The organism is Streptomyces sp. SID5464 (assembly GCF_009862985.1).
Taxonomy (GTDB): domain Bacteria; phylum Actinomycetota; class Actinomycetes; order Streptomycetales; family Streptomycetaceae; genus Streptomyces; species Streptomyces chartreusis_D.
The window spans coordinates 608,509-634,194 of the sequence record NZ_WWIQ01000022.1; the positions used below are offsets into that span (position 1 = coordinate 608,509).

The 25,686-nt window shown below is 71.9% G+C and carries 21 protein-coding genes and 2 tRNA genes; 17 read left to right on the forward strand and 6 right to left on the reverse strand.

Features of this window, described 5'->3' with window-relative positions:
• Positions 1–91: 91 nt before the first annotated feature.
• The 5 genes from GTY47_RS18325 to GTY47_RS18345 all read left to right on the forward strand — a co-directional run bounded on the left by GTY47_RS18325 (position 92) and on the right by GTY47_RS18345 (position 5,102).
• The gene (locus GTY47_RS18325; protein ID WP_010032946.1) at positions 92–1,051 is read left to right on the forward strand and encodes a bifunctional MaoC family dehydratase N-terminal/OB-fold nucleic acid binding domain-containing protein; all 960 of its coding nucleotides are present in this window, start codon (positions 92–94) and stop codon (positions 1,049–1,051) included.
• Positions 1,048–1,437 (forward strand): MaoC family dehydratase, encoded by a 390-nt coding sequence (locus GTY47_RS18330; RefSeq protein WP_010032948.1) that lies wholly within the window; start codon positions 1,048–1,050, stop codon positions 1,435–1,437. Before GTY47_RS18325 ends, GTY47_RS18330 begins: the two co-directional genes overlap by 4 nt.
• On the forward strand, positions 1,434–2,606 hold the full coding sequence (locus GTY47_RS18335; RefSeq protein WP_010032949.1) for a lipid-transfer protein: 1,173 nt from the start codon (positions 1,434–1,436) through the stop codon (positions 2,604–2,606). The genes GTY47_RS18330 and GTY47_RS18335 overlap by 4 nt, the downstream gene beginning before the upstream one ends.
• Before the next feature lie 133 nt (positions 2,607–2,739).
• Positions 2,740–3,300, forward strand: coding sequence for a SigE family RNA polymerase sigma factor (locus GTY47_RS18340; protein ID WP_010032950.1), 561 nt, complete (start codon positions 2,740–2,742; stop codon positions 3,298–3,300).
• Between the two features lie 125 nt (positions 3,301–3,425).
• Positions 3,426–5,102, forward strand: a complete 1,677-nt coding sequence (locus GTY47_RS18345) for a long-chain fatty acid--CoA ligase (RefSeq protein ID WP_029180696.1) — start codon at positions 3,426–3,428, stop codon at positions 5,100–5,102.
• 28 nt (positions 5,103–5,130) lie between these two features.
• Here the strand turns inward: GTY47_RS18345 and GTY47_RS18350 are convergent, their stop codons facing one another.
• Positions 5,131–6,342: an MFS transporter gene (locus GTY47_RS18350; protein ID WP_010032953.1), complete on the reverse strand. Its 1,212-nt coding sequence runs from the start codon at positions 6,340–6,342 to the stop codon at positions 5,131–5,133.
• A 131-nt stretch (positions 6,343–6,473) separates the two neighbouring features.
• Here GTY47_RS18350 and GTY47_RS18355 point away from each other — a divergent pair, with 131 nt between their 5' ends.
• The gene (locus GTY47_RS18355) at positions 6,474–7,052 is read left to right on the forward strand and encodes a TetR family transcriptional regulator (RefSeq protein ID WP_010032954.1); all 579 of its coding nucleotides are present in this window, start codon (positions 6,474–6,476) and stop codon (positions 7,050–7,052) included.
• A gap of 25 nt (positions 7,053–7,077) precedes the next feature.
• Here the strand turns inward: GTY47_RS18355 and GTY47_RS18360 are convergent, their stop codons facing one another.
• Together GTY47_RS18360 and GTY47_RS18365 are read right to left on the reverse strand one after the other, a co-directional pair.
• Entirely contained in the window at positions 7,078–11,802 is a 4,725-nt protein-coding gene (locus tag GTY47_RS18360; RefSeq protein ID WP_078602711.1) for a PAS domain-containing protein, read from the reverse strand.
• Positions 11,803–12,130: 328 nt separating this feature from the next.
• Positions 12,131–12,715: an SSI family serine proteinase inhibitor gene (locus tag GTY47_RS18365; protein ID WP_078602712.1), complete on the reverse strand. Its 585-nt coding sequence runs from the start codon at positions 12,713–12,715 to the stop codon at positions 12,131–12,133.
• A 241-nt stretch (positions 12,716–12,956) separates the two neighbouring features.
• Between GTY47_RS18365 and GTY47_RS18370 the strand changes: the two genes are divergently transcribed.
• A tRNA-Ser gene (locus GTY47_RS18370) sits at positions 12,957–13,047 on the forward strand.
• A gap of 88 nt (positions 13,048–13,135) precedes the next feature.
• On the opposite strand, the gene GTY47_RS18375 is transcribed toward GTY47_RS18370, so the two are convergent.
• Positions 13,136–13,984, reverse strand: coding sequence for an arginase family protein (locus GTY47_RS18375; protein WP_010032960.1), 849 nt, complete (start codon positions 13,982–13,984; stop codon positions 13,136–13,138).
• Between the two features lie 177 nt (positions 13,985–14,161).
• Between GTY47_RS18375 and GTY47_RS18380 the strand changes: the two genes are divergently transcribed.
• Positions 14,162–14,234 (forward strand) — tRNA-Arg (locus GTY47_RS18380).
• Positions 14,235–14,331: 97 nt separating this feature from the next.
• Here GTY47_RS18380 and GTY47_RS18385 read toward each other — a convergent pair.
• Entirely contained in the window at positions 14,332–14,628 is a 297-nt protein-coding gene (locus GTY47_RS18385) for a GYD domain-containing protein (protein ID WP_010032962.1), read from the reverse strand.
• A gap of 217 nt (positions 14,629–14,845) precedes the next feature.
• On the opposite strand from GTY47_RS18385, the gene GTY47_RS18390 reads away from it, so the two are divergent.
• Both GTY47_RS18390 and GTY47_RS18395 read left to right on the forward strand, forming a co-directional pair.
• Positions 14,846–15,565, forward strand: a complete 720-nt coding sequence (locus GTY47_RS18390) for a hypothetical protein (RefSeq protein ID WP_010032963.1) — start codon at positions 14,846–14,848, stop codon at positions 15,563–15,565.
• A 64-nt stretch (positions 15,566–15,629) separates the two neighbouring features.
• Complete coding sequence (locus GTY47_RS18395) at positions 15,630–15,956, forward strand: GYD domain-containing protein (protein ID WP_010032964.1); 327 nt, start codon at positions 15,630–15,632, stop codon at positions 15,954–15,956.
• A gap of 112 nt (positions 15,957–16,068) precedes the next feature.
• Here the strand turns inward: GTY47_RS18395 and GTY47_RS18400 are convergent, their stop codons facing one another.
• A complete protein-coding gene (locus GTY47_RS18400) occupies positions 16,069–16,545 on the reverse strand; it encodes a MarR family transcriptional regulator (protein ID WP_010032965.1) in 477 nt (158 codons plus the stop codon).
• A gap of 105 nt (positions 16,546–16,650) precedes the next feature.
• Here GTY47_RS18400 and GTY47_RS18405 point away from each other — a divergent pair, with 105 nt between their 5' ends.
• From GTY47_RS18405 to GTY47_RS18435, 7 genes are all read left to right on the forward strand, one after another.
• Positions 16,651–17,064, forward strand: a complete 414-nt coding sequence (locus tag GTY47_RS18405; RefSeq protein WP_010032966.1) for an HGxxPAAW family protein — start codon at positions 16,651–16,653, stop codon at positions 17,062–17,064.
• A gap of 75 nt (positions 17,065–17,139) precedes the next feature.
• Positions 17,140–18,012: a DUF2797 domain-containing protein gene (locus GTY47_RS18410; protein ID WP_029180699.1), complete on the forward strand. Its 873-nt coding sequence runs from the start codon at positions 17,140–17,142 to the stop codon at positions 18,010–18,012.
• Between the two features lie 105 nt (positions 18,013–18,117).
• Positions 18,118–18,858, forward strand: a complete 741-nt coding sequence (locus GTY47_RS18415; RefSeq protein WP_010032969.1) for a response regulator transcription factor — start codon at positions 18,118–18,120, stop codon at positions 18,856–18,858.
• The gene (locus GTY47_RS18420; RefSeq protein WP_010032971.1) at positions 18,855–20,465 is read left to right on the forward strand and encodes a HAMP domain-containing sensor histidine kinase; all 1,611 of its coding nucleotides are present in this window, start codon (positions 18,855–18,857) and stop codon (positions 20,463–20,465) included. Before GTY47_RS18415 ends, GTY47_RS18420 begins: the two co-directional genes overlap by 4 nt.
• 14 nt (positions 20,466–20,479) lie before the next feature.
• Positions 20,480–21,883 carry a bifunctional glycosyltransferase family 2/GtrA family protein gene (locus GTY47_RS18425; RefSeq protein WP_029180701.1) on the forward strand — a complete coding sequence of 468 codons (1,404 nt, stop codon included), beginning with the start codon at positions 20,480–20,482 and terminating at the stop codon, positions 21,881–21,883.
• The gene (locus tag GTY47_RS18430; protein ID WP_010032975.1) at positions 21,880–24,027 is read left to right on the forward strand and encodes a glycosyltransferase family 39 protein; all 2,148 of its coding nucleotides are present in this window, start codon (positions 21,880–21,882) and stop codon (positions 24,025–24,027) included. Before GTY47_RS18425 ends, GTY47_RS18430 begins: the two co-directional genes overlap by 4 nt.
• A 105-nt stretch (positions 24,028–24,132) precedes the next feature.
• Positions 24,133–25,629 (forward strand): MFS transporter, encoded by a 1,497-nt coding sequence (locus GTY47_RS18435; RefSeq protein WP_010032977.1) that lies wholly within the window; start codon positions 24,133–24,135, stop codon positions 25,627–25,629.
• Positions 25,630–25,686: the final 57 nt, after the last annotated feature.

A 25,686-nucleotide genomic window follows, 5' to 3' on the forward strand; every position in this document is an offset into this window, starting at 1 on the left:
CTGTGCGGCGGTACTCCGGTACCGCCGCACAGGCGTTTTCGCGGCTGCGGGGTCTTGACGGTGTCATGTATCTGACGGACAGTCAGAAACTGTGAGTGGTGACCCGGAGATCCACGAGGAGCACGAGGGGTTCGAGGCGCGCCTGAAGGCCTACGAGGGCCGCCCGGCCGCCGCCACCGGGACCGGCCGGGACCCCGTCAACGAGCCGATGATCAGGCACTGGTGCGAGGCCATGGGCGACACCAACCCGGCGTACACGGGCCCGGACGCCATCGCTCCCCCCACGATGCTCCAGGCGTGGACCATGGCCGGCCTCTCCCGCCGTCCCGAACGCACGGCGGCCTACGACGAGCTGCTCGGCCTGCTCGACGCGACGGGTCACGACGCGGTCGTCGCCACCGACTGCGAGCAGGAGTACCTCCGCCCGCTGCGCCCCGGGGACGAGATCACCTTCGACTCGGTGATCGAGTCGGTGTCCGGCCGCAAGACCACGAAGCTCGGGACCGGCTACTTCGTCACCACCCGCACGGACGTCAGGGTGGGCGGCGAACTCGCCGGCACGCACCGCTTCCGCATCCTCAAGTACGCCCCCGCACGCCGGCCGAGGAAGCGGAAGGAGCCGGAGGAGCCGGAGACGCGGAAGGAGCCGGAGGGGCGCCGCCCCCGCCCGGTCGTCAACCGCGACAACGCCGGCTTCTGGGAGGGCGTGGCGCGCCACGAGCTGCTGATCCAGCGCTGCACCGGCTGCGGAACCCTGCGTTTCCCCTGGCTGCCGGGGTGCAACGGCTGCGGCTCCCCGGACTGGGAGACGGTCGAGGCGAGCGGCGAGGGCTCGGTCTACTCGTACGTCGTCATGCACCACCCGTCCTTCCCGGCCTTCGAGCCTCCTTACGCGGTCGGGCTGATCGAGCTCGCCGAAGGCGTGCGGATCATCAGCAACGTGGTCGGGGTGCCGTACGACAAGGTGCGGGTCGGCATGCCGGTGCGGCTGGAGTTCCGGCGGTACGACGACGAGCTGGTGCTGCCGGTCTTCCAAGGGGTGACACCGTGAACGCCGGCGACCGCCTCCCGCCCCTGGAGATCCCCGTCACCCGCACCCTGATCGTCGCCGGGGCGATCGCCTCCCGGGACTACCAGGACGTGCACCACGACCCGGAGCTGGCCCGGCAGAAGGGCTCCCCCGACATCTTCATGAACATCCTGACGACCAACGGCCTGGTCGGGCGGTACGTCACCGACCACTTCGGCCCCCGGGCCGAGCTGCGCCGGGTGGCGATCCGGCTCGGCGCTCCCAACCACCCCGGCGACACGATGGTGCTGACGGGCACGGTCGAGGAGGTCGACGGGGACATGGTGACGGTCCGGGTCGTCGGCGCGAACGGCATCGGCAAGCACGTCACGGGCACGGTGACGGTGACGGTGAGGGTTCCGGCATGAGCCTGAGAGGACGGGACGGTCTCGGAGGGCGCGCCGCCATCACCGGCATCGGGGCCACCGAGTTCTCCAAGGACTCGGGCCGCAGCGAACTGCGGCTGGCCGTCGAGGCGGTGCGGGCGGCCCTGGACGACGCGGGCCTCACCCCGGCCGACGTGGACGGGATGGTCACGTTCACCATGGACACCAGCCCCGAGATCACCGTCGCCCAGGCGGCCGGCATCGGCGAGCTCTCATTCTTCTCCCGGATCCACTACGGCGGCGGCGCGGCCTGCGCCACCGTCCAGCAGGCGGCCCTGGCGATCACCGCGGGCGTGGCGGACGTGGTCGTCTGCTACCGGGCGTTCAACGAGCGCTCGGGCCGCCGCTTCGGCTCCGGGGTGCGGCACCGGGAGCCGTCGGCGGAGGGCGCGGCGCTCGGCTGGGCGCTGCCGTTCGGCCTGCTCACCCCGGCCTCGTGGGCGGCGATGGCGGCCCAGCGCTACCTCCACACCCACGGCCTGACCCCGGAGGCCTTCGGGCACGTGGCCGTCGTCGGCCGCAGGCACGCGGCGACCAACCCGGCGGCGTACTTCCACGGCCGGCCCATCACCCTGGCCGACCATGCCGCGTCCCGCTGGATCGTCGAGCCGCTGCGGCTGCTGGACTGCTGCCAGGAGACGGACGGCGGGCAGGCGCTCGTCGTCACGTCCCTGGAGCGGGCCCGCGATCTGCCGCACCCGCCCGCCGTGATCGCGGCGGCCGCCCAGGGCGCGGGGCGCGCGCAGGAGCAGATGACCAGCTTCTACCGCGACGACTTGACCGGTCTGCCCGAGACGGCGGTGGTGGCCCGGCAGCTGTGGCGGACCTCGGGACTCGCGCCGGCCGACCTCGACGCGGGGATCCTCTACGACCACTTCACGCCGTTCGTGCTGATGCAGCTGGAGGAGTTCGGCTTCTGCGGCCCCGGCGAGGCGCCGGACTTCGTGGCCGAGGAGCGCCTGCCGCTCAACACCCACGGCGGCCAGCTGGGAGAGGCGTACCTGCACGGGATGAACGGGGTGGCGGAGGCCGTCCGGCAGATCAGGGGGACGGCGGTGAACCAGATACCCGGTGCCGAGCGGGTCCTGGTGACCGCGGGGACGGGCGTGCCCACGTCGGGACTCGTACTGACCGCCGACCCTCAGGGGTGAACCCGCAGTACCCCGGGTCCTCCGCTCCACCTACAGGAGGTGCAGCGGGCCCTACCCCTACAACCTGAGGGGGACCCCGCTTCGGGACCTGCGGCCGATCCGCTGACGGCGGCCCCGCTCATAGCGTTGAGTCATGACCACACTCGTCTGCACCAGCGCGTCGAAGGCCGCTGCACCGGCGGCGCAGACCCTTCCGTACCCGTCGTTCTCGTCGTACGTCAGGGCCCGACAGCCGGTGCTGCTGCGTACCGCCCGCTCGCTCACCGGCAACCCGAGTGACGCTGAGGACCTGTTGCAGACCGCGCTCACCAAGACGTACGTCGCCTGGGAGCGTATCGAGGACCACCGCGCCCTCGACGGCTATGTGCGCCGAGCGCTGCTGAACACGCGGACGTCGCAGTGGCGCAAGCGCAAGGTCGACGAGTTCGCCTGCGACGAGCTGCCCGAGCCGGAGCCGGTGCCCGGTGGCGACGACCCCGCCGAGCAGCAGGCGCTGCGCGACGCGATGTGGCGGGCGATCATGCGGCTGCCGGCCCGGCAGCGGGCGATGGTGGTCCTCAGGTACTACGAGGACCTGAGCGAGGCCCAGACGGCCCAGGTGCTCGGTGTCTCGGTGGGCACGGTGAAGTCGGCCGTCTCCCGTGCGCTCGGCAAGCTACGCGAGGACGCTGAGCTGGGGCTTGTGCGTCAGTGAGCGGACGTGTCGGTCGCCGCTGAGCGGTTCCGTCGGCAGCCGTGACGTGATCGATCACCCGGTCCTAGTGACATACCGCGCGGTATGTGAGCAGAATCAGCGCAGCCCTTACCACCGCGCAGGCAATGTCGCCCCGGGAGGACGCCGTGCTGAGCACCATGCAGGACGTACCGCTGCTGATCTCGAGGATCCTGACCCACGGGTCGACGATCCACGGGACATCACAGGTGACCACCTGGACCGGTGACGACGAGCCGCACCGCCGCTCCTTCGCCGAGATCGGCGCCCGCGCGGCCCAGCTCGCACACGCCCTGCGCGAGGACCTCGGCGTCGCCGCCGACGACCGGGTCGCCACCCTGATGTGGAACAACGCGGAGCATGTGGAGGCCTACTTCGCGATCCCCTCCATGGGCGCGGTCCTCCACACCCTGAACCTCCGGCTCCCGCCCGAGCAGCTGGCCTGGATCGTCAACCACGCCGCCGACCGCGTGATCATCGCCAACGGTTCGCTGCTCCCCCTGCTCGCCCCGCTGCTCCCGCACCTGAAGACGGTCGAGCACGTGGTCGTCTCCGGCCCCGGGGACCGCTCCCTGCTCGCGGACGCGACCGCGCGGGTCCACGACTACGACGACCTGATCGCCGGGAAGCCCGCCTCGTACGACTGGCCGCAGCTGGACGAACGCCAGGCCGCCGCCATGTGCTACACCTCCGGCACCACCGGCGACCCCAAGGGCGTGGTCTACAGCCACCGCTCCATCTATCTGCACTCCATGCAGGTCAACATGGCCCAGTCGATGGGCCTCACCGACCAGGACACCTCCCTGGTCGTCGTGCCTCAATTCCACGTGAATGCGTGGGGGCTGCCGCACGCGACCTTCATGACCGGCGTGAACCTGCTGATGCCGGACCGCTTCCTCCAGCCGGCCCCGCTCGCCGCGATGATCGAGAGCGAGAAGCCGACCCACGCGGCGGCCGTCCCGACCATCTGGCAGGGCCTGCTCGCCGAGCTGACCGCGCACCCCCGCGAGGTCTCCTCCCTCACCCAGGTCACCATCGGCGGCTCGGCCTGCCCGCCGTCCCTCATGGAGGCCTTCGACAAGCTGGGCATGCGGGTCTGCCACGCCTGGGGCATGACGGAGACGTCCCCGCTCGGCACGATCGCCCGTCCCCCGGCCGGTGTGGTCGGCACGGAGGAGGAGTTCGCCTACCGCCTCACCCAGGGTCGTTTCCCGGCCGGCGTCGAGGCCCGGCTGACCGGCCCGGGCGGCGAGCGCCTCCCCTGGGACGGCGAGTCGGCCGGTGAGCTGGAGGTGCGCGGCCCGTGGATCGCCGGCGCCTACTACAACGGCCCGGGCGCCGACCCCCTGCGCCCCGCCGACAAGTTCAGCGAGGACGGCTGGCTCAAGACGGGCGACGTGGGGACGATCTCCCCCGACGGCTACCTCACCCTGACCGACCGGGCCAAGGACGTCATCAAGTCCGGCGGCGAGTGGATCTCGTCGGTGGAGCTGGAGAACGCGCTGATGTCCCACCCGGACGTCGCCGAGGCGGCCGTCGTCGCCGTCCCCGACGAGAAGTGGGGCGAGCGCCCCCTGGCCACGGTCGTCCTCAAGGAGGGCGCCACCGCCACCTTCGAAACCCTGCGCGCCTTCCTCGCCGAGGAGGGCAGCATCGCCAAGTGGCAGCTCCCGGAGCGCTGGACGGTCATCGAGGCGGTTCCGAAGACGAGCGTCGGCAAGTTCGACAAGAAGGTGCTGCGCAGGCGGTACGCGGAGGGGGAGCTGGACGTCACCCGGCTCTGACCCCGCGCCCGCCCGGGCCTGACCGCCGTCACCGTCGTACGGCGGTCAGCCCCCACCCCAGCACCAGCCAAACCGCCGCCACCCCGCACACCCCGCCCCAGCCGAAGTGGCTGAAGGCGAACCCGGCGAGGGCCGAGGCGCCCGCGCCGCCCGCGAAACCGGCGACCACATAGGCGGTGTTGGCGGTGGCCGGGGTGGACGTGGCGGTCAGGGCGAGGGTCTGGTTGGCGACGTGCGACGCCACCAGCGCCGCGTGGATCAGCACCGCGGCGGCGAAGAGCGCGCCCAGCGTGTGCCCGCCCAGCCAGAACAGCGGCACGGACACGGCGGCGAGCAGATACGCGGACCGCACGACTCGCGCCGCCCCGAACCGGTCCACGAGCCCGCCGGCCAGCGGTGCCACCGCACTCGCAGTCAGCCCGAAGAGCCCGAAGAGCCCGGCCGTCGCGGTGGACAGCCCGTACTCCGGCCCGGTCAGCAGCAGGGCGAGCGAGGTCCACAGCGCGCTCCACGCCCCGAACATCCCGGCCTGGCGCAGGCAGGCGCGCCACAGGTCGGGCGAGTGGCGCAGCACCGAGGGCAGCGCGGCGAGCCCGGCGAACAGCGGGCCTTCCCGCCGCCGCTGCGACGGCAGGACGAGGGCGGTCGCGAGCCCCAGCACGAGGGTGAGTACGGCCGAGCCCGCGAACACCCACCGCCAGCCGAAGGCCTGCCCGGCCAGTCCGCCCAGCACCCGGGCCGCCACGATGCCGGCGAACAGGCCCGCGATGACGGCCGCGACATGGCGGCCACGCCGCTCGGCCGGGGCGCGTTCGGCGACCAGCGGGACGAGCAGCTGCGGGATGACGGTCGCGGCCGAGGCGACGAACACGGCGACCGCGAGGGCGGTGATCCCCGGGGCGGCCGCACTGGCGGCCAGCGCGGCGGTGGTGACGAGCGTGAGCCCGCCGACCAGCCGGCGCCGGTTCACGCTGTCGCCGAGCGGGGCGAAGAACAGCAGGCCGACCGCGTAGCCGAGCTGTGCGACCGAGGCGATCCAGGCGACGGCCGAGGGTGCCGAGCCGAAGTCGCGGGCCATGAGCGAGAGCAGCGGGGCGGCGAGGTAGATGTTGGCGGCGGTGACCGCGCTGCACACGGCGATCAGGGTGAGGAAGAGACCGGGGGCGGGCGTACGCGCCTGCCGCACGGGGGCCGTACCGGCCCGGGGGGACGTGGTCGTGCTCGTGGACGCTGACGGCATGGAAGGAGGACTCCTCGGAGTCGGCTCTAACAACTAACTGGTTGGTTGGACAATGGGGCAACAGTGTGGGCCGCTCTGCGATTCCCTGTCAACCAAACAGTTGGTTACCGTTGCGCGCTACCCTCTCTCCCATGGCAGCAAGGGACCCCGAGGCCACCAAGGCCCGGATCTTCGAGGCGGCGGTCGCCGAGTTCGCCCGGCACGGCATCGCCGGTGCCCGCATCGACCGCATCGCCGCCGAGGCGAAGGCCAACAAGCAGTTGATCTACGCCTACTTCGGCAACAAGGCGGAGCTGTTCGCGATCGTCCTCGAGAAGAAGATGCTCCACCTCGCCGAGGCCGTCCCCGTCGACCCGGACGACATCGAGGGCTGGGTCGACCGCCTGATGGACTACCACGCCGCCCACCCGGAGCTGCTGCGCCTGCTCTTCTGGGAGGGCCTGGAGTACGGCAGCGACGAACTGCCCCACGAGTCCGACCGTCAGGAGCACTACGCCCGCAAGGTCGCCGCCCTCCAGGACGGTCAGGACCGAGGGGTCGTCACCGACGCCATCCCGGCGGCCGACCTGCTGTTCCTGCTGACTGCCCTGGCCAACTGGACCGTGGTCGTGCCGCAGATGCGGCGCATCCTGGTCGGGGGCGAGGACCCCGACCGGGACCGCCTGCGCACGTCGGTCAAGGAGGCGGCGCGGCGCCTCACCGCCCGATAAGGCCCGCTGGTTCGTCTAGTTGGTCCTAGTTGGTGCCGATCCGGGTCAGCAGTTCGACGATCCGGGTCTGCACCTCGCCACTGGTGGACCGCTCCGCGAGGAACAGCACCGTCTCGCCCGAGGCCAGCCGCGGCAGGTCGGCCTGGTCGACGGCGGCCGTGTAGACGACGAGCGGGGTGCGGTTGAGCTGCCCGTTCGCGCGCAGCCAGTCCACGATGCCGGCCTGCCGCCGGTGCACCTGCATCAGGTCCATCACGACCAGGTTCGGCCGGAACTGTCCCGCCAGCGTCACCGCGTCCGCGTCACTCGCCGCCCGCGCGACCTGCATCCCACGCCGCTCCAGCGTCGCCGTCAGCGCGAGCGCGATCTCCGCGTGCTCCTCGATCAGCAGTACGCGCGGCGGGTGCTGCTCACTGTCGCGCGGTGCCAGCGCCTTCAGCAGGACGGCGGGATCGGCACCGTACGCCGCGTCCCGCGAGGCCTGCCCGAGTCCGGCCGTGACCAGGACGGGCACCTCGGCGGCGACGGCGGCCTGCCGCAGCGACTGCAACGCCGTACGCGTGATCGGCCCGGTCAGCGGGTCGACGAACAGCGCCGCGGGGAAGGCCGCGATCTGCGCGTCGACCTCCTCCCGCGAGTTCACGATCACGGGCCGGTAGCCGCGGTCGCTCAGCGCCTGCTGGGTGCTGACGTCCGGCGCCGGCCACACCAGCAGCCGCCGCGGGTTGTCCAGCGGCTCCGGCGGCAGCTCGTCGTCCATCGGCTGCGGCAGCGGTGGATCGGCCACCTCGACGGCACCGCCGGGCCCGTCCAGCGGCTCCGGCCCCTCGGCGGCGTTCTCGTCCGGCGCGCCTATGGCGTACGAGCGCCCGCCGCCCTCGGTCATCTGCGCGAGCCGCGACTGACCGGCCAGGGACGGCTGCGCCGGGACGGGCGCGGGGGCCGGGGCGGTGCCGTGCGCGGTGCCGTGCGCGGGAGTCGGCTCGGCCGCCGGATGCGGGCGCGCGGCCTGCTCCGGGCGGGGCGCCGGTTCCTGGCGGGGGGCCTGTTCGGTCCGGCCGGCCTGTTCCGTCCGCGTGGCCGGGTCGGGCGGCGTGCCGAGCTTGCGGCGCCGGCCCGATCCGCCCGACTGGTGCGGGGGCGGCGTCGCCGACGACTGGGGCGCGGGCGCGCCCGGCGCCTGCGGTACGGAACCGGCCGAGGGATGCGCGGCGGGCATGCCCGACGGCTGCTGCACCTGAGCCGCCTGCCGGTTGAACGGCACGCCCTGACCCAGCGTCCGCACGCTGATCGCCCGCCCCTGCGTGGAATTCGGGTCGACGGGTGAGGCCGCCTCCGCGGGCAACGGCTGAGCCGCCCGTTGCGCCTGCGCCGCGCCCTCCGGTGGCAGCGGGGTGCCGGGGGCCGGGGTGTGGGTCTGCGGAGCCTGGGCCGGGGCCGCGGGGGTGCCGTTCGGGGGCACGGGGTGGGCGGTTCCGTCGGGGGCTACGGGCTGTGCCGCGCCGTTCGGAGGAACGGCCTGTGCCGCGCCGTTCGGGGGTACGGCGACACCGGCCCCCGAGCTGTCGTCGGCGGCGGGCCAGGGCTGTGGCCGGGGGGCGGTGGTGGCTTGGACCGGGACCGGGGCTCCGGGGGCGGTGGTGCCCTGGGCAGGGGTGCCCTGTCCGGGGGCGGCCTCGGCGGGGAGCGGTTGACCGGCGGAGGACTGCTGCTCCGGCGTGGCGACGCCCTGCTGCGGCAACGGCTGTGCGCCGTAGGGCTGGTGCGGGGACGCGGGCTGAAGCACCTGACCCGGGAGGGCCGCCGCCTGCACGCTGTGCCCGAGACCACCCGGGGCGGGCACGGACACGCCCTGCGGCGGTACGGCCGTACCGGGCGCTGCCTGGCCTACGGCCGGTCCGGCCCGGCCCGCCGGAAACTGACCGGTGACGTCCTGCTGTGCGGGAATCCCCTGCTCGGAACCGGGCACGGAGCCTGCCGGGGCGAGACCCGGCTGGCCGGCACCGCCCTGCGCAGGGACCTGCTGTCCAGCCGCCCCCGGCACGGGCGAACCGGCCACCGCGCCCGCCGTGCCCGGCGCCTGCACTCCGGCCCCGTCCGTCGGCTGCGCGCCCGCGGCCCGCCGCCGACGCCCGGTCGGCGCACTCGTGGGATGCGGCTGGGGCGGGGTGTGATCGGCGCTCTGGTCGTGCGGAACGGCGTCGTGCCGGCCCTCCTCGGCCACCCCGCCACCGGAGCCGGCCGAACCGGGAACCGCCACGGCTCCGTGCCCTTGGCCGGGCAGCTGCCCAGGCCCGGGCACCTGCTCGTGGCCGGGCACACCACTCGGCGCGACCTGCTGCCCCTGGGCGGCCCGGGCCTGGTCCGCCTCGGCCGGCGGCAGGGCGAACACCGGACGCGGCCCCGCCGCCTCCTGCGCAGCCGCCCGCTCGGCGGCGGCAGCCAGCGCCCGCCGCCGACGCCCGGTCGGCTGCGAAACCTGACCTTGTCCCTGACCCTGGCCCTGGGCCGCATCGGCGGACCCCGCGGCGGCCTCACCGGACGACGCGGGCAGGGCGGGCGGCAGCGCGTGCTGCTCGCCGGGTTCACGGCGGGCCCGCCGGCCGGACGGCGCGGGCACGCCCTGCGGCGGAACGGTCCCGCCCAGCCCCGTACCCGAGGCGGCGGTCCCCGCCGCATGCTCGGCGGCCGTGACGACGGCCCCTTCGGCGACGCCCTGGACGGCACCCCCGACGGGCAGGGCCGCAGCCGCGGCGGCGTCCTCGGCCGCCCGCCGCCGACGCCCGGTGCCGCCCGACACGGCCGCGCCCTCACCGGACGCCTGCGCGGGAAGGGCAGCCGGTTCCCCGGCGGCCCGCCTCCGGCGCCGCCCGGTGGGCGCGGCCCCCTCGGCAGCGGGCCCACCGGACCCACCGGCCCCGTCGCCGTCAGCCGGAACGTCACCGTCCAGGAAGGCATCGGTGGTGGCCCGCCGCGCCCGGCGCCGCCCCCCACCGGAGGTCTGCCCACCGGAGGTCTGCTCACCGTCGGCAGCGGGCAGCAGTGCCTCGTCGACCGCCTCGGCGGCGGCATCCGCGGCGACGGCCCCGGCCCCGCCCCCGATCGGCACTTCGAGGACGTACGCGTTACCGCTCATCCCCGGCACCTCATGCGTCTGGAGCACGCCGCCGTGAGCCCGGACGATCCCGCGGACGATGGGCTCGTGCACGGTGTCGCCGCCGGCGTACGGCCCGCGCACCTCGATGCGTACGACCTCACCGCGCTGCGCCGCCGCCACCACGACGGTGTTGTCCATGTAACCGCCCGCCGACACGGGCGTGTTGCCGGTCGCGTCGACCCCCGCCACGTCCGCGACCAGGTGGGCGAGGGCGGTGGCGAGCAGCCGGGGATCGACCTCGGCCTCGATGGGCGGCGCGTGCACGGCGAACTGCACCCGCCCGGGCCCGATGAGCTCGACGGCCCCGTCGACACCGGCGGCGACGACGGCGTCCAGCATCACCTTCGTACGGGAGATGCCCTCGCTGCCCGCGTCGAGCCGCTGGTAGCCGAGGACGTTGTCGATGAGCGTCGTGATACGCGAATAGCCGGCGGACAGGTGGTGCAGCACCTGGTTGGCCTCGGGCCACAGCTGCCCGGCGTCGTCCGCGGCCAGCGCGGCCAGCTCGCGCCGCAGCTCCTCCAGCGGCCCGCGCAGCGACCGCCCGAGCAGGGTCAGCAACTGCTCGTGCCGCGCGGCGAGCGCCTCGTACCGGTCCTTCTCGCGCTCCCCGAGGGCGGCGTACCGGTCCTCGTTCGCGCCGAGTTCCTCGGCGTGCCGCTCGCGCAGCTCCTCCAGCTCGGTGACGTGCTGCTGGCGCAGCGCGGTCAGCTCGGAGGCGTGCTCCTCGGCGATCCGCTCCAGCTCTTCCGCGTGGCGCTTCTCCGCCGCCTCCTTCTCCTCGACGACGGCGTCGTACGGCCGCCGGTCGGTGAAGGTCATGACGGCGCCGACGAGCTGATCGCCGTCCCGCACGGGCGCGGTCGTCAGATCGACCGGCACCTTGCCGCCGTCCTTGGCGTACAGCACCTGCCCGCGCACCCGGTGCTTGCGCCCGGAGCGCAGGGTGTCGGCGAGCGGCGACTCCTCGTACGGGAAGGGCGATCCGTCGGCCCGCGAGTGCAGCACGAGATCGTGCAGTGGGCGGCCGCCGAGATCGCTGGCCCGGAAACCCAGTATCTGAGCGGCGGCCGGATTGACGAGCACGATGCGCCCGTCGGTGTCGGTCCCGACGACGCCCTCGGCCGCGGCCCGCAGAATCATCTCGGTCTGCCGCTGCGACCGGGCGAGCTCGGCCTCGGTGTCCACGGTCCCGGACAGGTCGCGCACGACGAGCATGAGCAACTCGTCGCCGGTGTAGCCGTAACCGTCGTAGGCCTGCTGCCCGTTCTCCAGATTCGCACTGGTGACCTCGACGGGGAACTCGGTCCCGTCCGTCCTGCGCGCGATCATCCGGGTCGGCTTGGTCCGGGCATGCGGATCGAGGTGCTCCGGCCGCCGCATGGACCCCGGGATGAGCTTGGAGTCGAACTGCGGCAGCAGATCGAGCAGCCCGCGCCCCACCAGAGCGGTCCCCGGCGTCTCGAAGGCCTCCAGGGCGATGGTGTTCGCGTTGACGACCGTCCCGTTGGCATTGACCAGCACCAACGCGTCGGGGAGGGCGTCCAGTATGGCTGCGAGGCGAGCAGCGCCTCGGGATGGCCTGCTGCTCACGAGACGCTTCCTCCCTGTTACCGCACCTTGCCGACCGCTCGGGCCATCTTGCCAACCGTCCCGCGGCGTGTCACGCGAGGGAGTCTAAGGGCTGCGGTTGCGCTCGCGACGCCGGATGAGTGCGAGGTCGCACGAGGAAGTGACCCCGAACTGACGACCGAGTAACCGTCAAACGCCCGCCCTCCTGCAACGACGTCGCGGGACCTTCGCGGGACCTTTACGAGGGCAGTGTTTCTGTACCTTTTTGCCCGGGTGGCCGAATGGGGCCGTGAGGTGGCCGGATAGGGGCACGAGCGGCGACACGGGGTGAAACCGCCACGGGCTTCCCTCAGAGGCGCTTGCCGGACCGCATGTCCGGCAGCAGCGGCACGAGCCGGTCCCAGCGGGCGATCGCGCAGCCGTCACGCCGGTCGTACCTGGCGTCGACGGGCCGTCCGGACCAGGTGCCGGTGACATGCGCGGTGGCCGGCCCGCCGTACTGCATGGTGCAGAAGCCGCCTGCCGGGGCGGGTGCGAAGACGTCCCTGCCCCACCGCGTGTCCCGCTTCAGGGCGGCACAGGCTCCGCGCGGGTCGGGGTGGCTGCCGCCGTCGGGTTCGCAGTACAGCTCGTACGTCCCGTCGAGGTCACCGCCCGCGTTCCGCACGGTGACGGTGAGGTGGTCCCGGTCCGGGCCCTGGCCTCCCGCGAGCCCGGCCGGGGACGGGGCGGCCTGGGCGTACGAGGCCGGGGACACCGCGGTCAGCGACCCGAAGGCGGCGACGGACGCGGCGGCACCGACGACGAGACGCCGCAGACCGGGACGAGCGGTGGTCCAGGAGGTTCGGGAGGTCGGAGAGATCGGAGAGGTCCGGGAGGTGAGGGGACTCCGGGACGCGTTTCCGGGGGCAGCCCGGCGAATGGCATGCAACATGGCCTGACTAACGCGGCGCGGCCCGGTACGTTGCGCGCCGGTCCGAGGCGCCGCACGACTGCACCGCACACCCCGCGACCCCACACCCTCGCGCACTCCCTGGTGCCGGCGGTACCGGCCGGACAAGGCCTTTGCCCTGCGACCTTCCGGCCTAGTACCGTGGGGGTCGATTGGTGACAGCACGCTCGACTGTGTCATCATCGGCACGCACCGACTCGCGCTCGCGCGGGAGGATGTGCCTGGAGGCGTCGCCTAGTCCGGTCTATGGCGCCGCACTGCTAATGCGGTTTGGGCCTTAAAGCCCATCGAGGGTTCAAATCCCTCCGCCTCCGCACTCTGACCAGGGAGTTCGGCCCCACGTGGCTGGACTCCCTGAGTCGCGTTCGAGGCCCTTGTCCGACGCCGGCGCCGAGGCGCTGCTCAGCCTCGGCCGGCCCCGAACAGTCCCTCGACGATCCGCCGCAGTACCGCCTCCTCCTTCTCCCGCTCGCCGGCGGCTTCCGTCCGCTCGTACTCGGTGAGCGCGAGGCCGGCGAGCGTGAACTCCTCCGTCAGCGCCCGCACCGCTCCGAGCAGCTCCTCCACGCCGAGTCCGCGCGGCTCGGGCGTGCCGACGGCCGGGAACACCTGCGGGTCGAGGACGTCGAGGTCGATGTGGAGGTACACCGCCTCGGCGCCGGTGGCGCGCACGGCGGCCAGGAGCGGCCCTGGTTCCGTCAGGTCCTCGACGCCGAGGTGCCGTATGCCGCGGCGCTCGACGAGGTCCTGTTCGCCCGGGTCCAGTGACCGCGCACCCGCCAGGACCACGCGGTCGGCCGACAGGCTCCGCGCCGGCCGCAGGCCCTCCGGCCCGTCGCCGATGAGTGCGCGCAGCACCATGCCGTGGAAGGCCCCGGAAGGTGACGAGTCCGGAGTGTTCAGGTCTCCGTGCGCGTCGAACCACACCAGCGCCAGCCGGTCCCCGAACGCGGAGAGCGCGGCCTCGACCGGTGCGAGGTCGACCGCGCAGTCGCCGCCGACGGTCACGGTCCGCTCGCCCGGCGGAACCTCGGCCAGTGCCGCGCGCACCGCCGGCAGATGGCGCTCCAGCACATCGGCGTTCCGTACGCCGCCCCGCGCGTTCCCGGCGTTGTCGTCGAGCGTCACCGTGCGCCGCCGACCTGCGGGTATCAGCTCGGCGAGCCAGGCAGCCCCGCTGGGCAACCGGCGGGCCGTAGGGGCACCCGACCCCTGCCACTGCGCCACCTCGAGCACGACCGGACCGCGCATGACCGCTCCCTTCCCCACTCCGCTCCGCACCTGGTCGCGAAGCCCCATCTGAGGCCATTTCCGCAGGTCACAAGCGGTATGGCAAACGGATTTCACATGGCGGCGGCAGTCATGTAATGTTCTTCCTGTCGCCGCGAGCGCGCCGGAAGGCCCGGGAGCGGCGAAAAAACAGAACAGGCACTCGTAGCTTAACGGATAGAGCATCTGACTACGGATCAGAAGGTTGCAGGTTCGAATCCTGCCGAGTGCGCACAGAGCAGAGGCCCCGGAGAGATCCGGGGCCTCTGGCGTTTCAGGCGCGGACAGCGGCGAAGCACAGCAACGGCTGATGTACGTCCCCCACGTCTTCAGCCGGCGGCCTTGGCGATGATGCGGTCCATCTCCTCGCGGCCGAAGGCCCGCAGGGTCGTGGTACGGACGTTGCCCACCCCGCCCAGCTGAAGGAGCGCCGCGGTGGCGGTTTCGTCGTCCGGTGCCTCGACGAGGGCCACGAGGTCGTACGGACCGACGGTCCAGTAGACGTTCAGGAGCTTCGCCCCGATCTTCTGCACCGCTGAACCGAAGGCCTCGGCACGCTTCGCGGTGTCCTTGTAGTTTCGGATCCCTTGATCGGTCCAGTTCAGCAACGTGACATACGTCGGCATGGTCTTTCGCCTTCATGAGGGAACACATCGCGCACCCCATCCTGGATGCCATGGGGGAAACCCGCACAAGGTGCGCACCTGAACGAGTAATACGAGCGATGACAAGTTGTTGATAACGGAACCTTCAGGACTGCCTGGCTGGGATCAACGCCGAGTAGCGCGTACGGAGTCGGCGTGCCCAACCTGGAAAGAGACAGCTGAAGAAGGGCGAACGATCATGAGAGTCCAGCGTGCAATTCTTACCCGTGTGACCTGCACGGCGACGCTGGTGGTCGTCGGCCTCGCGGGCGGTGTGACGACGCAGGACTCGAACGGCATCGAGGACCTCCCTGCGAACGAGATTATGGAGAAGGCCGCTGACGCGACCAAGAGCGCGGACTCCCTTCGGCTGAAGGGAACGACGACGAGCGGCCCGGATGAGGTCCTGGTAGACCTCGCTCTGAACGAGGACGGTGATTGCAAGGGCACCATCGGCCCTCGGGAAAACGTGACTGCGGAGATCATCAAAGTCGGCGATGCCGCGTATCTCAAAGGAGATGAGACCTTCTGGAAGGAGATGGAATCCGGGAGCGATGAGGTCGACCTTCTCGCGGATCAGTGGCTGAAAGTGTCCGCCCAGTCTGAGGGATTCGAAGACCTGGCCGAGCTGTGTGATGCCGACCGTCTGCTCCAGGACATTCCCGATCACCCTGACCCCGGGCTGACCAAAGGCAAGATCCACGACGTCAATGACCAGCCTGCAATTCCGGTTGTGAGAAAGGATGACGGCGTCACCAGCACCGTGGATGTCGCGACGGAGGGTGAGCCCTACATTCTGAGGCTCAGTCGGACCGGAGGAGACGAGCCCGCGGATTTGGTGATGAGCGACTACAACAAGCCCGTCAATGCTGAGGCGCCGCCCGCCGAGGACGTTCTCGACATCGAGGATCTTCAGTGAGTCACCGCCGGCGCCCTTCCCGCCTCGCGGGGTGCATCCCTTGATGGAACGAAAGGCAGACATGATGCCGCTCTACCTGTCGAGGTTCAGCTACACACCGGAGACCTGGGCGAGGCTGATCGGCCGCCCGGAGGACCGTGCGCAGGCCGCTCAGTCGTACATCGAGTCCGTCGGTGGGAAGCTCCACGGCTTCTGGTACGCCTTCGGCACGCACGACGGTTACAACCTGTGGGAAGCCCCGGACAACGTGTCCATGGCCGCGGTGGCCCTGGCGATCAGCGGAGGCGGCGCGCTGAGTTCGTTCGAGACGACGGTCCTCCTGACCGTCGACGAAACGATCGAGGCCCTGCGCACAGCCGAGCAGGTCCGGTACCGGGCTCCTGGCGCGTAGCGGAAGGCCGCGGCTCAGACCTCCACGCTCACGCGCTGATGCTCGGCAGTGAGCCACTCGATGTATGCAATGAGGTATGGCACAACGGGCGTCCGCTGCTCAGGGCCGGTGTTCAGTCGGTGCGGCAGTGTTCCTCCAAGTAGTTCGCCGCGAGGCCGCTCGCGCGGGTGAACCAGTCGTTCAGGACCGCGATTTCGTCGGGGGAGTAGTCCGCGAAGAGTTCCGTGAGGCGGGCGTAGTACGGCTCGTAGACCGCTCGGACGCGGGCGACCGCGTCGGGCTGGGCGGCTACGCGGATGCGGCGGCGGTCGGTCGGGTCGGGGCGGCGGGTGATGTAGCCGGCGCGTTCCAGGCGGTTGAGGATGCCGGTGACCGCGCCCGTCGTGACGTGGACTCGGGCTGCCAGGTCGCCGGCCGTGGGCAGGTTCTCACCGGCTTCGATGACGTAGGCGAAACAGGTGAGGTCGGTCACACTCAGGCCTACCTGTTGGGCGATCTCATGCTGTCCGACCAGGTGGGTCGCGATGAGGTGGTCCATCGCCGACAGTGCCTGCTCCGGCGTGGCAGCCGGACGCGGCTTGGCTTGCATTCCCAGATCCCTTAGTTCGTGAGATGTTTGGGCTCTAAAAGGCTTAGCTGGTGAGAGGCTCGGGGGCGCGGGTTCCCGGGGCCTTCGTGTGTGAGGGGGCAGCATATGAGCGCACATCAGTATGACCACGGTCATACCGTCGCGGGATGGGTCGGAACCGGGATCGCGAGTGTCGGGGCCGCTCTGGCGGGTGCGGGGGTGTGTTTCGTCTCGGGCGTGCTGATCGCCGGTGGGCTCGCGATCGGTGTGGTCGCCCTGCTGGTCACCTGGGCGCTGCACCTGGCCGGCTGGGGGAAGGGGCCGGGGCTCCGGCCCAGGGAGGAGTGGGGCTGGCGGGTCCGGGACTCGGGGGCGCGGGCCGGACATGACGAGTGCCTCGGGTGCCGGCTGGCCGGGCGGGGGCGTACGGCGGGCTCGGGCCGTACGACCGAGGTGGCCGGGGGTGCTTCCGTACGCGCTGAGGTGAGCGTGGGCGGGCAGAGCGAGGCCGCTGCCGTGGGGGCCGACTCCGGGCGCTGACGCGCGGACGCCGCTGCAGCGGATGCCGCTGTCACCGGACGCCGTTGTCAGTGGTGCCCTCTACGCTCGGCAGAGATGGCACAGGCATGGAAGTGCTCGGGGCTGCGGTGGTCGGCTGACGGTCCCGTGCTGGTGTGGCACGGCGGGCGGCGCACTGCGCTGACCTGGGGGAAACGGGTGGCCTTCGGGGTCGCGGAGGGGGGCGTGCGGACCTGCGTGGGGGCTCGGGGGCATGCCTGTCCGACGGGGGCGGCCGTGTCGGGGCGGAGTACGGGGGCGCGGTGCGAGGAGTGTGCGCGGCTGGACCGGGCGCACTCCGTGGCCGCCGACACGATCGCCGACGACCCGCGGCCGTATCGCGTGTATCTGGCGTGGTTCGGGCCCGGCATGGTCAAGGTCGGGATCACGGCGCAGGAGCGGGGCTCCGCGCGGCTGCTGGAGCAGGGGGCCGTGTGCTTCAGCTGGCTCGGTGCCGGGCCGCTCATGGCCGCGCGGCGTACGGAGGAGTTGTTGCGGGCCGCGCTGCGGGTGCCCGACCGGATCCCCTACGTCGAGAAGCGGGCCGTGCGGGCCGTGCTTCCGGAGGCTGCGGCCGACCGGGCCGTCGAGGTCGCCGAGCTGCACGCGCGGGCGGTCGCGCTCGGTGGGTGGCCGGAGTCGCTCGCGCGGGAGCCCCTGCGCGTTGTCGATCACCTGGAGGTGTTCGGGCTCGCCGGTCTGCCCGTCGCGGTCGGGGAAGTGGGCGAGCTCGTCGCCGGTGGGGTCGTGAGCGGGGAGCTCGTGGCCGCTGCCGGGCCCGATCTGCATCTGGCGACCGGGGGTGGGGTCGTCGTGCTGGACACGCGGCTGATGAGCGGATGGGAGCTGGTGCCCGCCGAGGGTTCGGAACTCACCGTGCCGGTGCGGGGGTTCAAGGAGAAGGCAGGTGTGCAGGACGGGTTGTTCTGACCCTCCCGATTCCCAGGCGTTCCCTGAGAAGCACCTGTGTGTTTCTCAGGGAAATCACAGGTTGCCGAAAGGGTGCTCTCAGAGCACGCCGACATCGTGTGCACCATGACCACGACCTCGCCCCAGGGGCGCACCGAACTGCTGAGGCCGGACGGGAGCCCCGTCCGAGTGCTTGTGGTGGACGACGAGATGTCGATCACCGAACTGCTGTCCATGGCCCTCCGCTACGAGGGCTGGCAGATCCGGAGCGCGGGAGACGGCCAGGGCGCCCTCCAGACCGCGCGCGACTTCCGGCCCGACGCCGTCGTCCTCGACATGATGCTGCCCGACATGGACGGGCTGGCGGTACTCGGCCGGCTGCGCCGTGAGCTGCCGGACGTGCCGGTTCTCTTCCTCACCGCCAAGGACGCCGTCGAGGACCGGATCGCCGGGCTGACGGCAGGCGGGGACGACTACGTCACCAAGCCGTTCAGCCTCGAAGAGGTCGTCGCGCGGCTGCGCGGGCTGATACGGCGGTCCGGTGCCGCCGACCGGCGCTCCGACTCCATGCTGGTCGTCGGCGACCTCACCCTCGACGAGGACAGCCACGAGGTCACCCGGGCCGGTGAGAACATCCACCTGACCGCGACCGAGTTCGAGCTGCTGCGGTTCCTGATGCGCAATCCGCGGCGCGTGCTCAGCAAGGCGCAGATCCTCGACCGCGTGTGGTCGTACGACTTCGGCGGGCAGGCCAACGTCGTCGAGCTGTACATCTCGTATCTGCGGCGGAAGATCGACGCGGGGCGCGAGCCGATGATCCACACCCGGCGTGGTGCCGGTTACCTGATCAAGCCCGCGGCCTCATGAGCGGACGGCGACGGCCGAGTACGCAGCAGAGGACGGGCGGGCTGTCGCGAGCGCGCAAGCCGCGCACGCTGCGGACCCGGCTCGTCGTCGCGTCCGTGGTGCTGATCGCCGTGGTGTGCGCGGTGATCGGGACCGTGACGACCCTCGCCCTCAGGTCGCATCTGTACGAGCAGCTGGACGGGCAGCTCGACGGAGCCGCGTCCAGGGCCGCGCTCAGCCCGCCCCGGGAGCCGGGCGAGGTCGGGGCCGACGGGCCCGCGAAGACGAAGAACGAAAGCCTCACCGACTTCGTCACGAGGGGGCCGCAGCCGGGCGGTACGGTCGCCGCCAAGATCGAGGGCGGCCGGATCACGGAGTCCGCGTACGGCGTCTCGGAAGACAACTACCGGATGAGCGCACGGTCGCTGAACTCCGCACAGAGAGCCGCCCTCGCTTCCGTGCCACAGACCGAGGGACAGCCGGCAACCATCGACATCCCGGGCCTCGGCGAGTACCGGGTCGAGTACAAGAGCGGTGACAAGGGCAGCTACTACGTGGCCATCCCGACCACGGACGTCACCAACACCGTCAACACCCTCATCCTGGTCGAGATCAGCGTCACGGCAGCCGGACTGGCCGCCGCGGGACTGGCCGGTTCCGTGCTCGTCGGCGTCGCCACCCGCCCCCTCCGCCGCGTCGCCGCCACCGCCACCCGGGTCTCCGAACTCCCCCTGCACACCGGCGAGGTCAACCTCAGCGAACGGGTCCCCGACTCCGAGACCGATCCGCACACCGAGGTCGGCCAGGTCGGCGCCGCGCTCAACCGGATGCTCGACCACGTCCACGGCGCCCTGCACGCACGGCAGCAGAGCGAGATGCGGGTCAGGCAGTTCGTCGCCGACGCCAGTCACGAGCTGCGGACCCCCCTGGCCTCCATCCGCGGGTACGCCGAGCTGACCCGGCGCGGCAGGGAGGACGTCGGACCCGACACCCGGCACGCCCTCGGGCGGATCGAGTCCGAGGCCGGGCGCATGACCCTCCTCGTCGAGGACCTGCTGCTGCTCGCCCGGCTGGACGCCGGGCGGCCGCTCACGTTCGAGCAGACCGACCTCGTACCGCTCGTCGTCGACACGGTCAGCGACGCCCGTGCGGCCGGACAGGACCACGTCTGGCGTCTCGACCTGCCCGACGAGCCCGCGCTGGTGTCGGCTGACGCGGCCCGGGTGCAACAGGTCCTCGTCAACCTGCTCGGCAACGCCCGCAACCACACCCCGCCCGGCACGACCGTCACCGCACGCGTGCAGCGGCGCGGCACCTGGCTGTGCGTGGACGTCGAGGACAACGGGCAGGGCATCCCGGCCGAGTTGCTGCCGCACGTCTTCGAACGGTTCGCGCGCGGCGACTCCGCGCGGTCCCGCGCCACCGGCTCGACCGGTCTCGGCCTCGCCATCGTGCAGGCCGTGGCGGCCGCGCACGGCGGTGCCGTGACCGTCGACAGCGTGCCCGGGCGGACCGTGTTCACGGTGCACCTGCCCGCGCTGCCGGCGCAGCCGCAGCCGGAAATGAGCTGGCAGCAGCACTCACAGGCACGCCACAGCGTCACCACATGGGCACAACAGGGCGCCTGACGAAAGTCGGTTCCATGCGAACCGATTCTTCTCCCGGCACCCTGCCGGCGCGGGAGCACCTCCCGGCCGCACCAGCCGGTACGCCTGTCCTGGACGTAGTGATCCCCGTCTACAACGAGGAGAAGGACCTCCAGCCGTGCGTCCGCAGACTGCACGAGCACCTCGCCCGCACCTTCCCGTACCCGTTCCGCATCACGATCGCGGACAACGCCTCCACGGACACCACCCCGCGGGTGGCGGCCCGGCTGGCGGCGGAGCTCCCCGAGGTCGCCCTCTTCCGCCTGGAGCAGAAGGGCCGGGGCCGGGCGCTGCGGGCCGTCTGGTCGGCCTCGGACGCTCCGGTCCTCGCCTACATGGACGTGGACCTGTCCACCGACCTCAACGCCCTGCTCCCGCTGGTGGCGCCGCTGATCTCCGGTCACTCGGACCTGGCGATCGGCTCCCGGCTAACCCACAGCTCGCGTGTGGTGCGCGGGCCCAAGCGGGAGTTCATCAGCCGGGCCTACAACCTCATCCTGCGCGGCTCGCTCCACGCCCGCTTCTCGGACGCCCAGTGCGGGTTCAAGGCGATCCGCCGTGACGTGGCGCAGGTGCTGCTGCCCCTGGTCGAGGACACCGGCTGGTTCTTCGACACCGAGATGCTGGTGCTCGCCGAGCGCGCGGGCCTGCGTATCCACGAGGTGCCGGTCGACTGGGTCGACGACCCCGACTCGACCGTGCACATCGTCAGGACCGCGACCGACGACCTCAAGGGCGTGTGGCGGGTCGGCAGGGCCCTGGCCACCGGTTCGCTGCCGCTGGACCGGCTCACCCGGCCGTTCGGCGACGACCCGCGCGACCGTGAGATCACGGACGTACCGCGGGGCCTCGCCCGCCAGTTGGTCGGCTTCTGCGTCGTCGGCGGCCTCTCCACCCTCTTCTACCTGCTCCTCTACAGCGGCTTCCGCCTCTTCACCGGCTCCCAGGCCGCCAACGCCCTCGCCCTGCTGGTCTCGGCGATCGCCAACACCGCCGCGAACCGGCGGCTCACCTTCGGGGTGCGCGGGCGCGGCGGAGCCGTACGGCACCAGGCGCAGGGCCTGGTCGTCTTCGGTATCGGACTCGCCCTGACCAGCGGCTCGCTCGCCGCGCTGGGCGCGGCCACGTCCGAACCCGCGCACTCCACCGAGCTGGCGGTCCTCATCGCCGCCAACCTCGCGGCGACCGTGCTGCGCTTCCTGCTCTTCCGGGCGTGGGTGTTCCCGGACCGGCGTGACGAGCCCGAGCTCTCGACGGTCGTGGACACGAACACCCAGTACGCCCCCTACGACACCACCCGGTTCCGCGTCGGTGACGTCGCGGACCGCACCTGGCCGGACAGCACCATGCAGCTCCAGCCGGTGCGCCTGACCGACACCGACCCGAGGAACGCCCGATGACGACGTACCACGACCGGACGACCCACGTGAGGGATACGAGTCCCCCGACCTGGGAACGGCCCCCGGCGGCACCCGCCGAGAACCCGCCCTTCGTACGGCGCCTGTGGCGCGGCCGGCCCGAGGACCCCCGTTGGGCACGCCCGGCCTTCCTCGGCCTGCTGCTCGCGACCCTGCTGCTCCACCTGTACGACCTGAGCGCCTCCGGCTACGCCAACTCCTTCTACTCGGCGGCCGTCCAGGCGGGCAGCAAGAGCTGGAAGGCCTTCTTCTTCGGCTCCCTCGACGCCTCCAACGCCATCACCGTCGACAAGCCCCCGGCCTCCCTGTGGCCGATGGAACTGTCGGTCAGGATCTTCGGCCTCAACTCGTGGGCGATCCTCGTCCCCGAGGTCCTCATGGGCGTCGGCACGGTGGCCGTCGTGTACGCCGCCGTGCGCCGCCGGTTCAGCCCCGCGGCCGGTCTGATCGCGGGTGCGGTGCTGGCGCTCACGCCCGTCGCGGCGCTGATGTTCCGCTTCAACAACCCGGACGCGATGCTGGCGCTGCTGATGGCGCTGGCCTGCTACTTCGTCATCCGGGCCCTGGAGGACGGCCGCACCAGGTGGCTGGTGTGGGCGGGGGTGGCCATCGGCTTCGCCTTCCTCACCAAGACCCTCCAGGCCTTCCTGATCCTGCCGCCCCTGGCCCTCGCCCATGCCGTGTGCGCGCCGGTGCGGATGAAGAAGCGCCTCGGGCAACTGGCCCTCGCCACGGTCGCGCTGGTCGTCTCCGGTGGCTGGTGGGTGGCGATCGTCGAGCTGTGGCCCGCGTCCTCCCGCCCGTACATCGGCGGCTCGCAGAACAACAGCTTCCTGGAACTGACCTTCGGCTACAACGGCCTGGGCCGCCTCAACGGCGACGAGACCGGCAGCGTGGGAGGCGGCGGTGGCAACGGCGGTGGCAACTGGGGAGAGACCGGCTGGGACCGCCTGTTCAGCTCCAGCATCGGCGGCCAGATCTCCTGGCTGATCCCGGCCGCGCTGATCCTGCTCGTCGCGGGCCTGGTGGCCACGCGCAAGACCGGGCGTACGTCGGTGACGCGGGGTTCGTTCCTCGTCTGGGGCGGCGCACTGCTCACGACCATGCTGGTCTTCAGCTACATGCAGGGCATCTTCCACGAGTACTACACGGTGGCGCTCGCCCCCTACATCGCGCCGCTGATCGGCATGGGCTCGGTGCTGCTCTGGGAGAAGCGTGACAAGGTCTGGGCGTCGCTGACCCTGGCGGCCGCGATGACGGCCACCGCGGCCTGGGGTTACGTCCTGCTCAACCGCTCCTCCGACTACCTGCCCTGGCTGAAGTGGCTCGTCCTGGTCGGCGGTCTGACGGCGGCCCTCGGCCTGATCTTCGCCGGCCGGCTGGGGCACGGACTGGCCCTGGGAGCGGCCGGGTTGGGCCTGGTCGCGGCGCTGGCCGGTCCGGCGGCGTACACGCTCACCACGCTGAACGAGGGGCACACGGGCTCGATCGTCACGGCGGGCCCGGCGGTCGCGGGCGGCCGGGGCGGTCCGGGCGGCGCCGGCGGTCCCGGCGGCGGTGGGCCCGGCGCCGGTGGCTTCCCGGGCGGCGGCCAGAACCAGCAGAACGGCAACGGCAACGCCCGGGGCGGGCAGGGCAACGGCTTCCCCGGCGGCGGTTTCCCGGGCGGTGGCCAGAACCAGCAGGGCCGGAACACCGCCCCGGGCGGCCCGACCGGCGACGGCGGCCGCATGGGCGGGGGTGGCGGCATCGGCGGTCTGCTCAACGGCGCCAGCGTCGGCTCCGAGGCCAGGAAGCTGCTGGAGACCGACGCCGACCGGTACACCTGGGCCGCGGCGGCCATCGGGGCCCAGAACGCCGCGAGTTACCAGCTGTCCACCGGCGAGCCGGTGATGGCCATCGGCGGCTTCAACGGCACGGACCCGTCCCCGACCCTGGCCCAGTTCAAGAAGTACGTGGAGGAAGGAAAGATCCACTACTTCATCGCGTCCGGCACGCGCGGCGGCATGGGCGGCAGCAGCGACGGCACGTCCTCCCGGATCACCTCCTGGGTCGAGGCCAACTTCAAGAAGGTGACGGCCGGTTCGGCCACCTTCTACGACCTCACGCAGAAGGCGAGCAGCTGACGGACCGCTGACCGGGAGAAGGGCCGTGGCCGGGAGCCACGGCCCTTCTCCAGGGCGCGATTACTCGGTTGTACGGCGTATGGGAATCCTTCTACGGTGTACAGCATGACGACGTCCCCCCAGGAAGAGGCCCCGCCGCAGACGGCACCCGGCGGCCACCCCCAGCGCTGGCTCATCCTCGCTGTCATCTGCCTCGCGCAGCTCACCGTGCTGCTCGACAACACGATCCTGAACGTGGCGATCCCCTCGCTCACCCGCGAGATGGACGCGACGACCGCCGACGTCCAGTGGATGATGAACGCCTACTCACTGGTGCAGTCCGGCCTGCTGCTCACGGCGGGCAACGCCGCCGACCGCTACGGCCGCAAGCTGCTGCTGATGTCGGGACTGGCGATCTTCGGCGTGGGCTCGCTGGCGGCCGGACTGTCCCAGAGCCCGGCTCAGCTGATCGCGGCCCGCGCCGGCATGGGCGTCGGCGGCGCGCTGCTGATGACCACGATCCTCGCCGTCGTCGTGCAGATCTTCGACGACCAGGAGCGGGTCAAGGCCATCGCGCTGTGGTCGACGGTCAGTTCACTCGGTTTCGCGGCCGGGCCGCTGCTCGGCGGAGTGATGCTGAACCACTTCTGGTGGGGCGCGATCTTCCTGATCAACATCCCGGTCGCGGTGCTCGGCCTGATCGCGGTCGCCGCGCTCGTGCCGGAGTCCAAGCACAAGGCGGGCGACCGGCCCGACCTGGTCGGCGCTGTGCTGTCGACCATCGGCATGACGTCCGTCGTGTACGCGATCATCACCGGCCCCGAGCACGGCTGGACGTCCGGCCAGGTGCTGGTCTCCGCGCTGATCGGCGTGGCCGTACTCGGGATCTTCGTGGTGTGGGAGCTGCGGACCGAGCACCCGATGCTCGACATGCACTTCTTCCGCAACCAGAAGTTCGTCGGCGCGGTCGCGGGCGCGATCCTCGTGGCGTTCGGCATGACGGGCTCGCTGTTCCTGCTCACCCAGCACCTCCAGTTCGTGCTCGGCTACGAGCCGCTGGACGCCGGCCTGCGGACGGCGCCGCTGGCGTTGACCGTGGTCGCGCTCAACTTCACCGGGCTCGGCGCGAAGCTGGTGCTCAAGGTCGGTACGCCGGGGGCCATCGCGCTCGGCATGACGCTGGTGTCGGCCGGTCTGGCGGCGATCGCGCTGCTCGGCGGGCACGGGTACGGCGGGATGCTGCTCGGCCTGGTCGTGATGGGCGCGGGTGTGGCGTTGTCCATGCCGGCGATGGCCAACGCGATCATGAGCGCGATACCGCCCGAGAAGGCGGGTGTGGGAGCGGGCATCAACGGGACGCTCGCGGAGTTCGGCAACGGGCTCGGTGTGGCGGTCCTCGGTGCGGTGCTCAACTCGCGGTTCGCGTCGCTGGTCGCCGTATCGGCGGCGTCGTTGCCGGCGGCACTCGCGGCAGCGGACTCGGCTGAGGAGAAGGCGCGCATCTCTGACGCATTCGCCTCCGGGTTGGAGACCAGTCAGTTGGTGGGGGCGGTGGCTGTGCTGGCCGGTGGGTTGGTCGCGGCGGCGTTGTTGCGGCGGGCTGAGCGGGCAGAATCCGTCTAGGAGTGCAGTTCCCCGCGCCCCTTTCGGGACGCCTAGCATGATCGGCGTCGGCGAGTC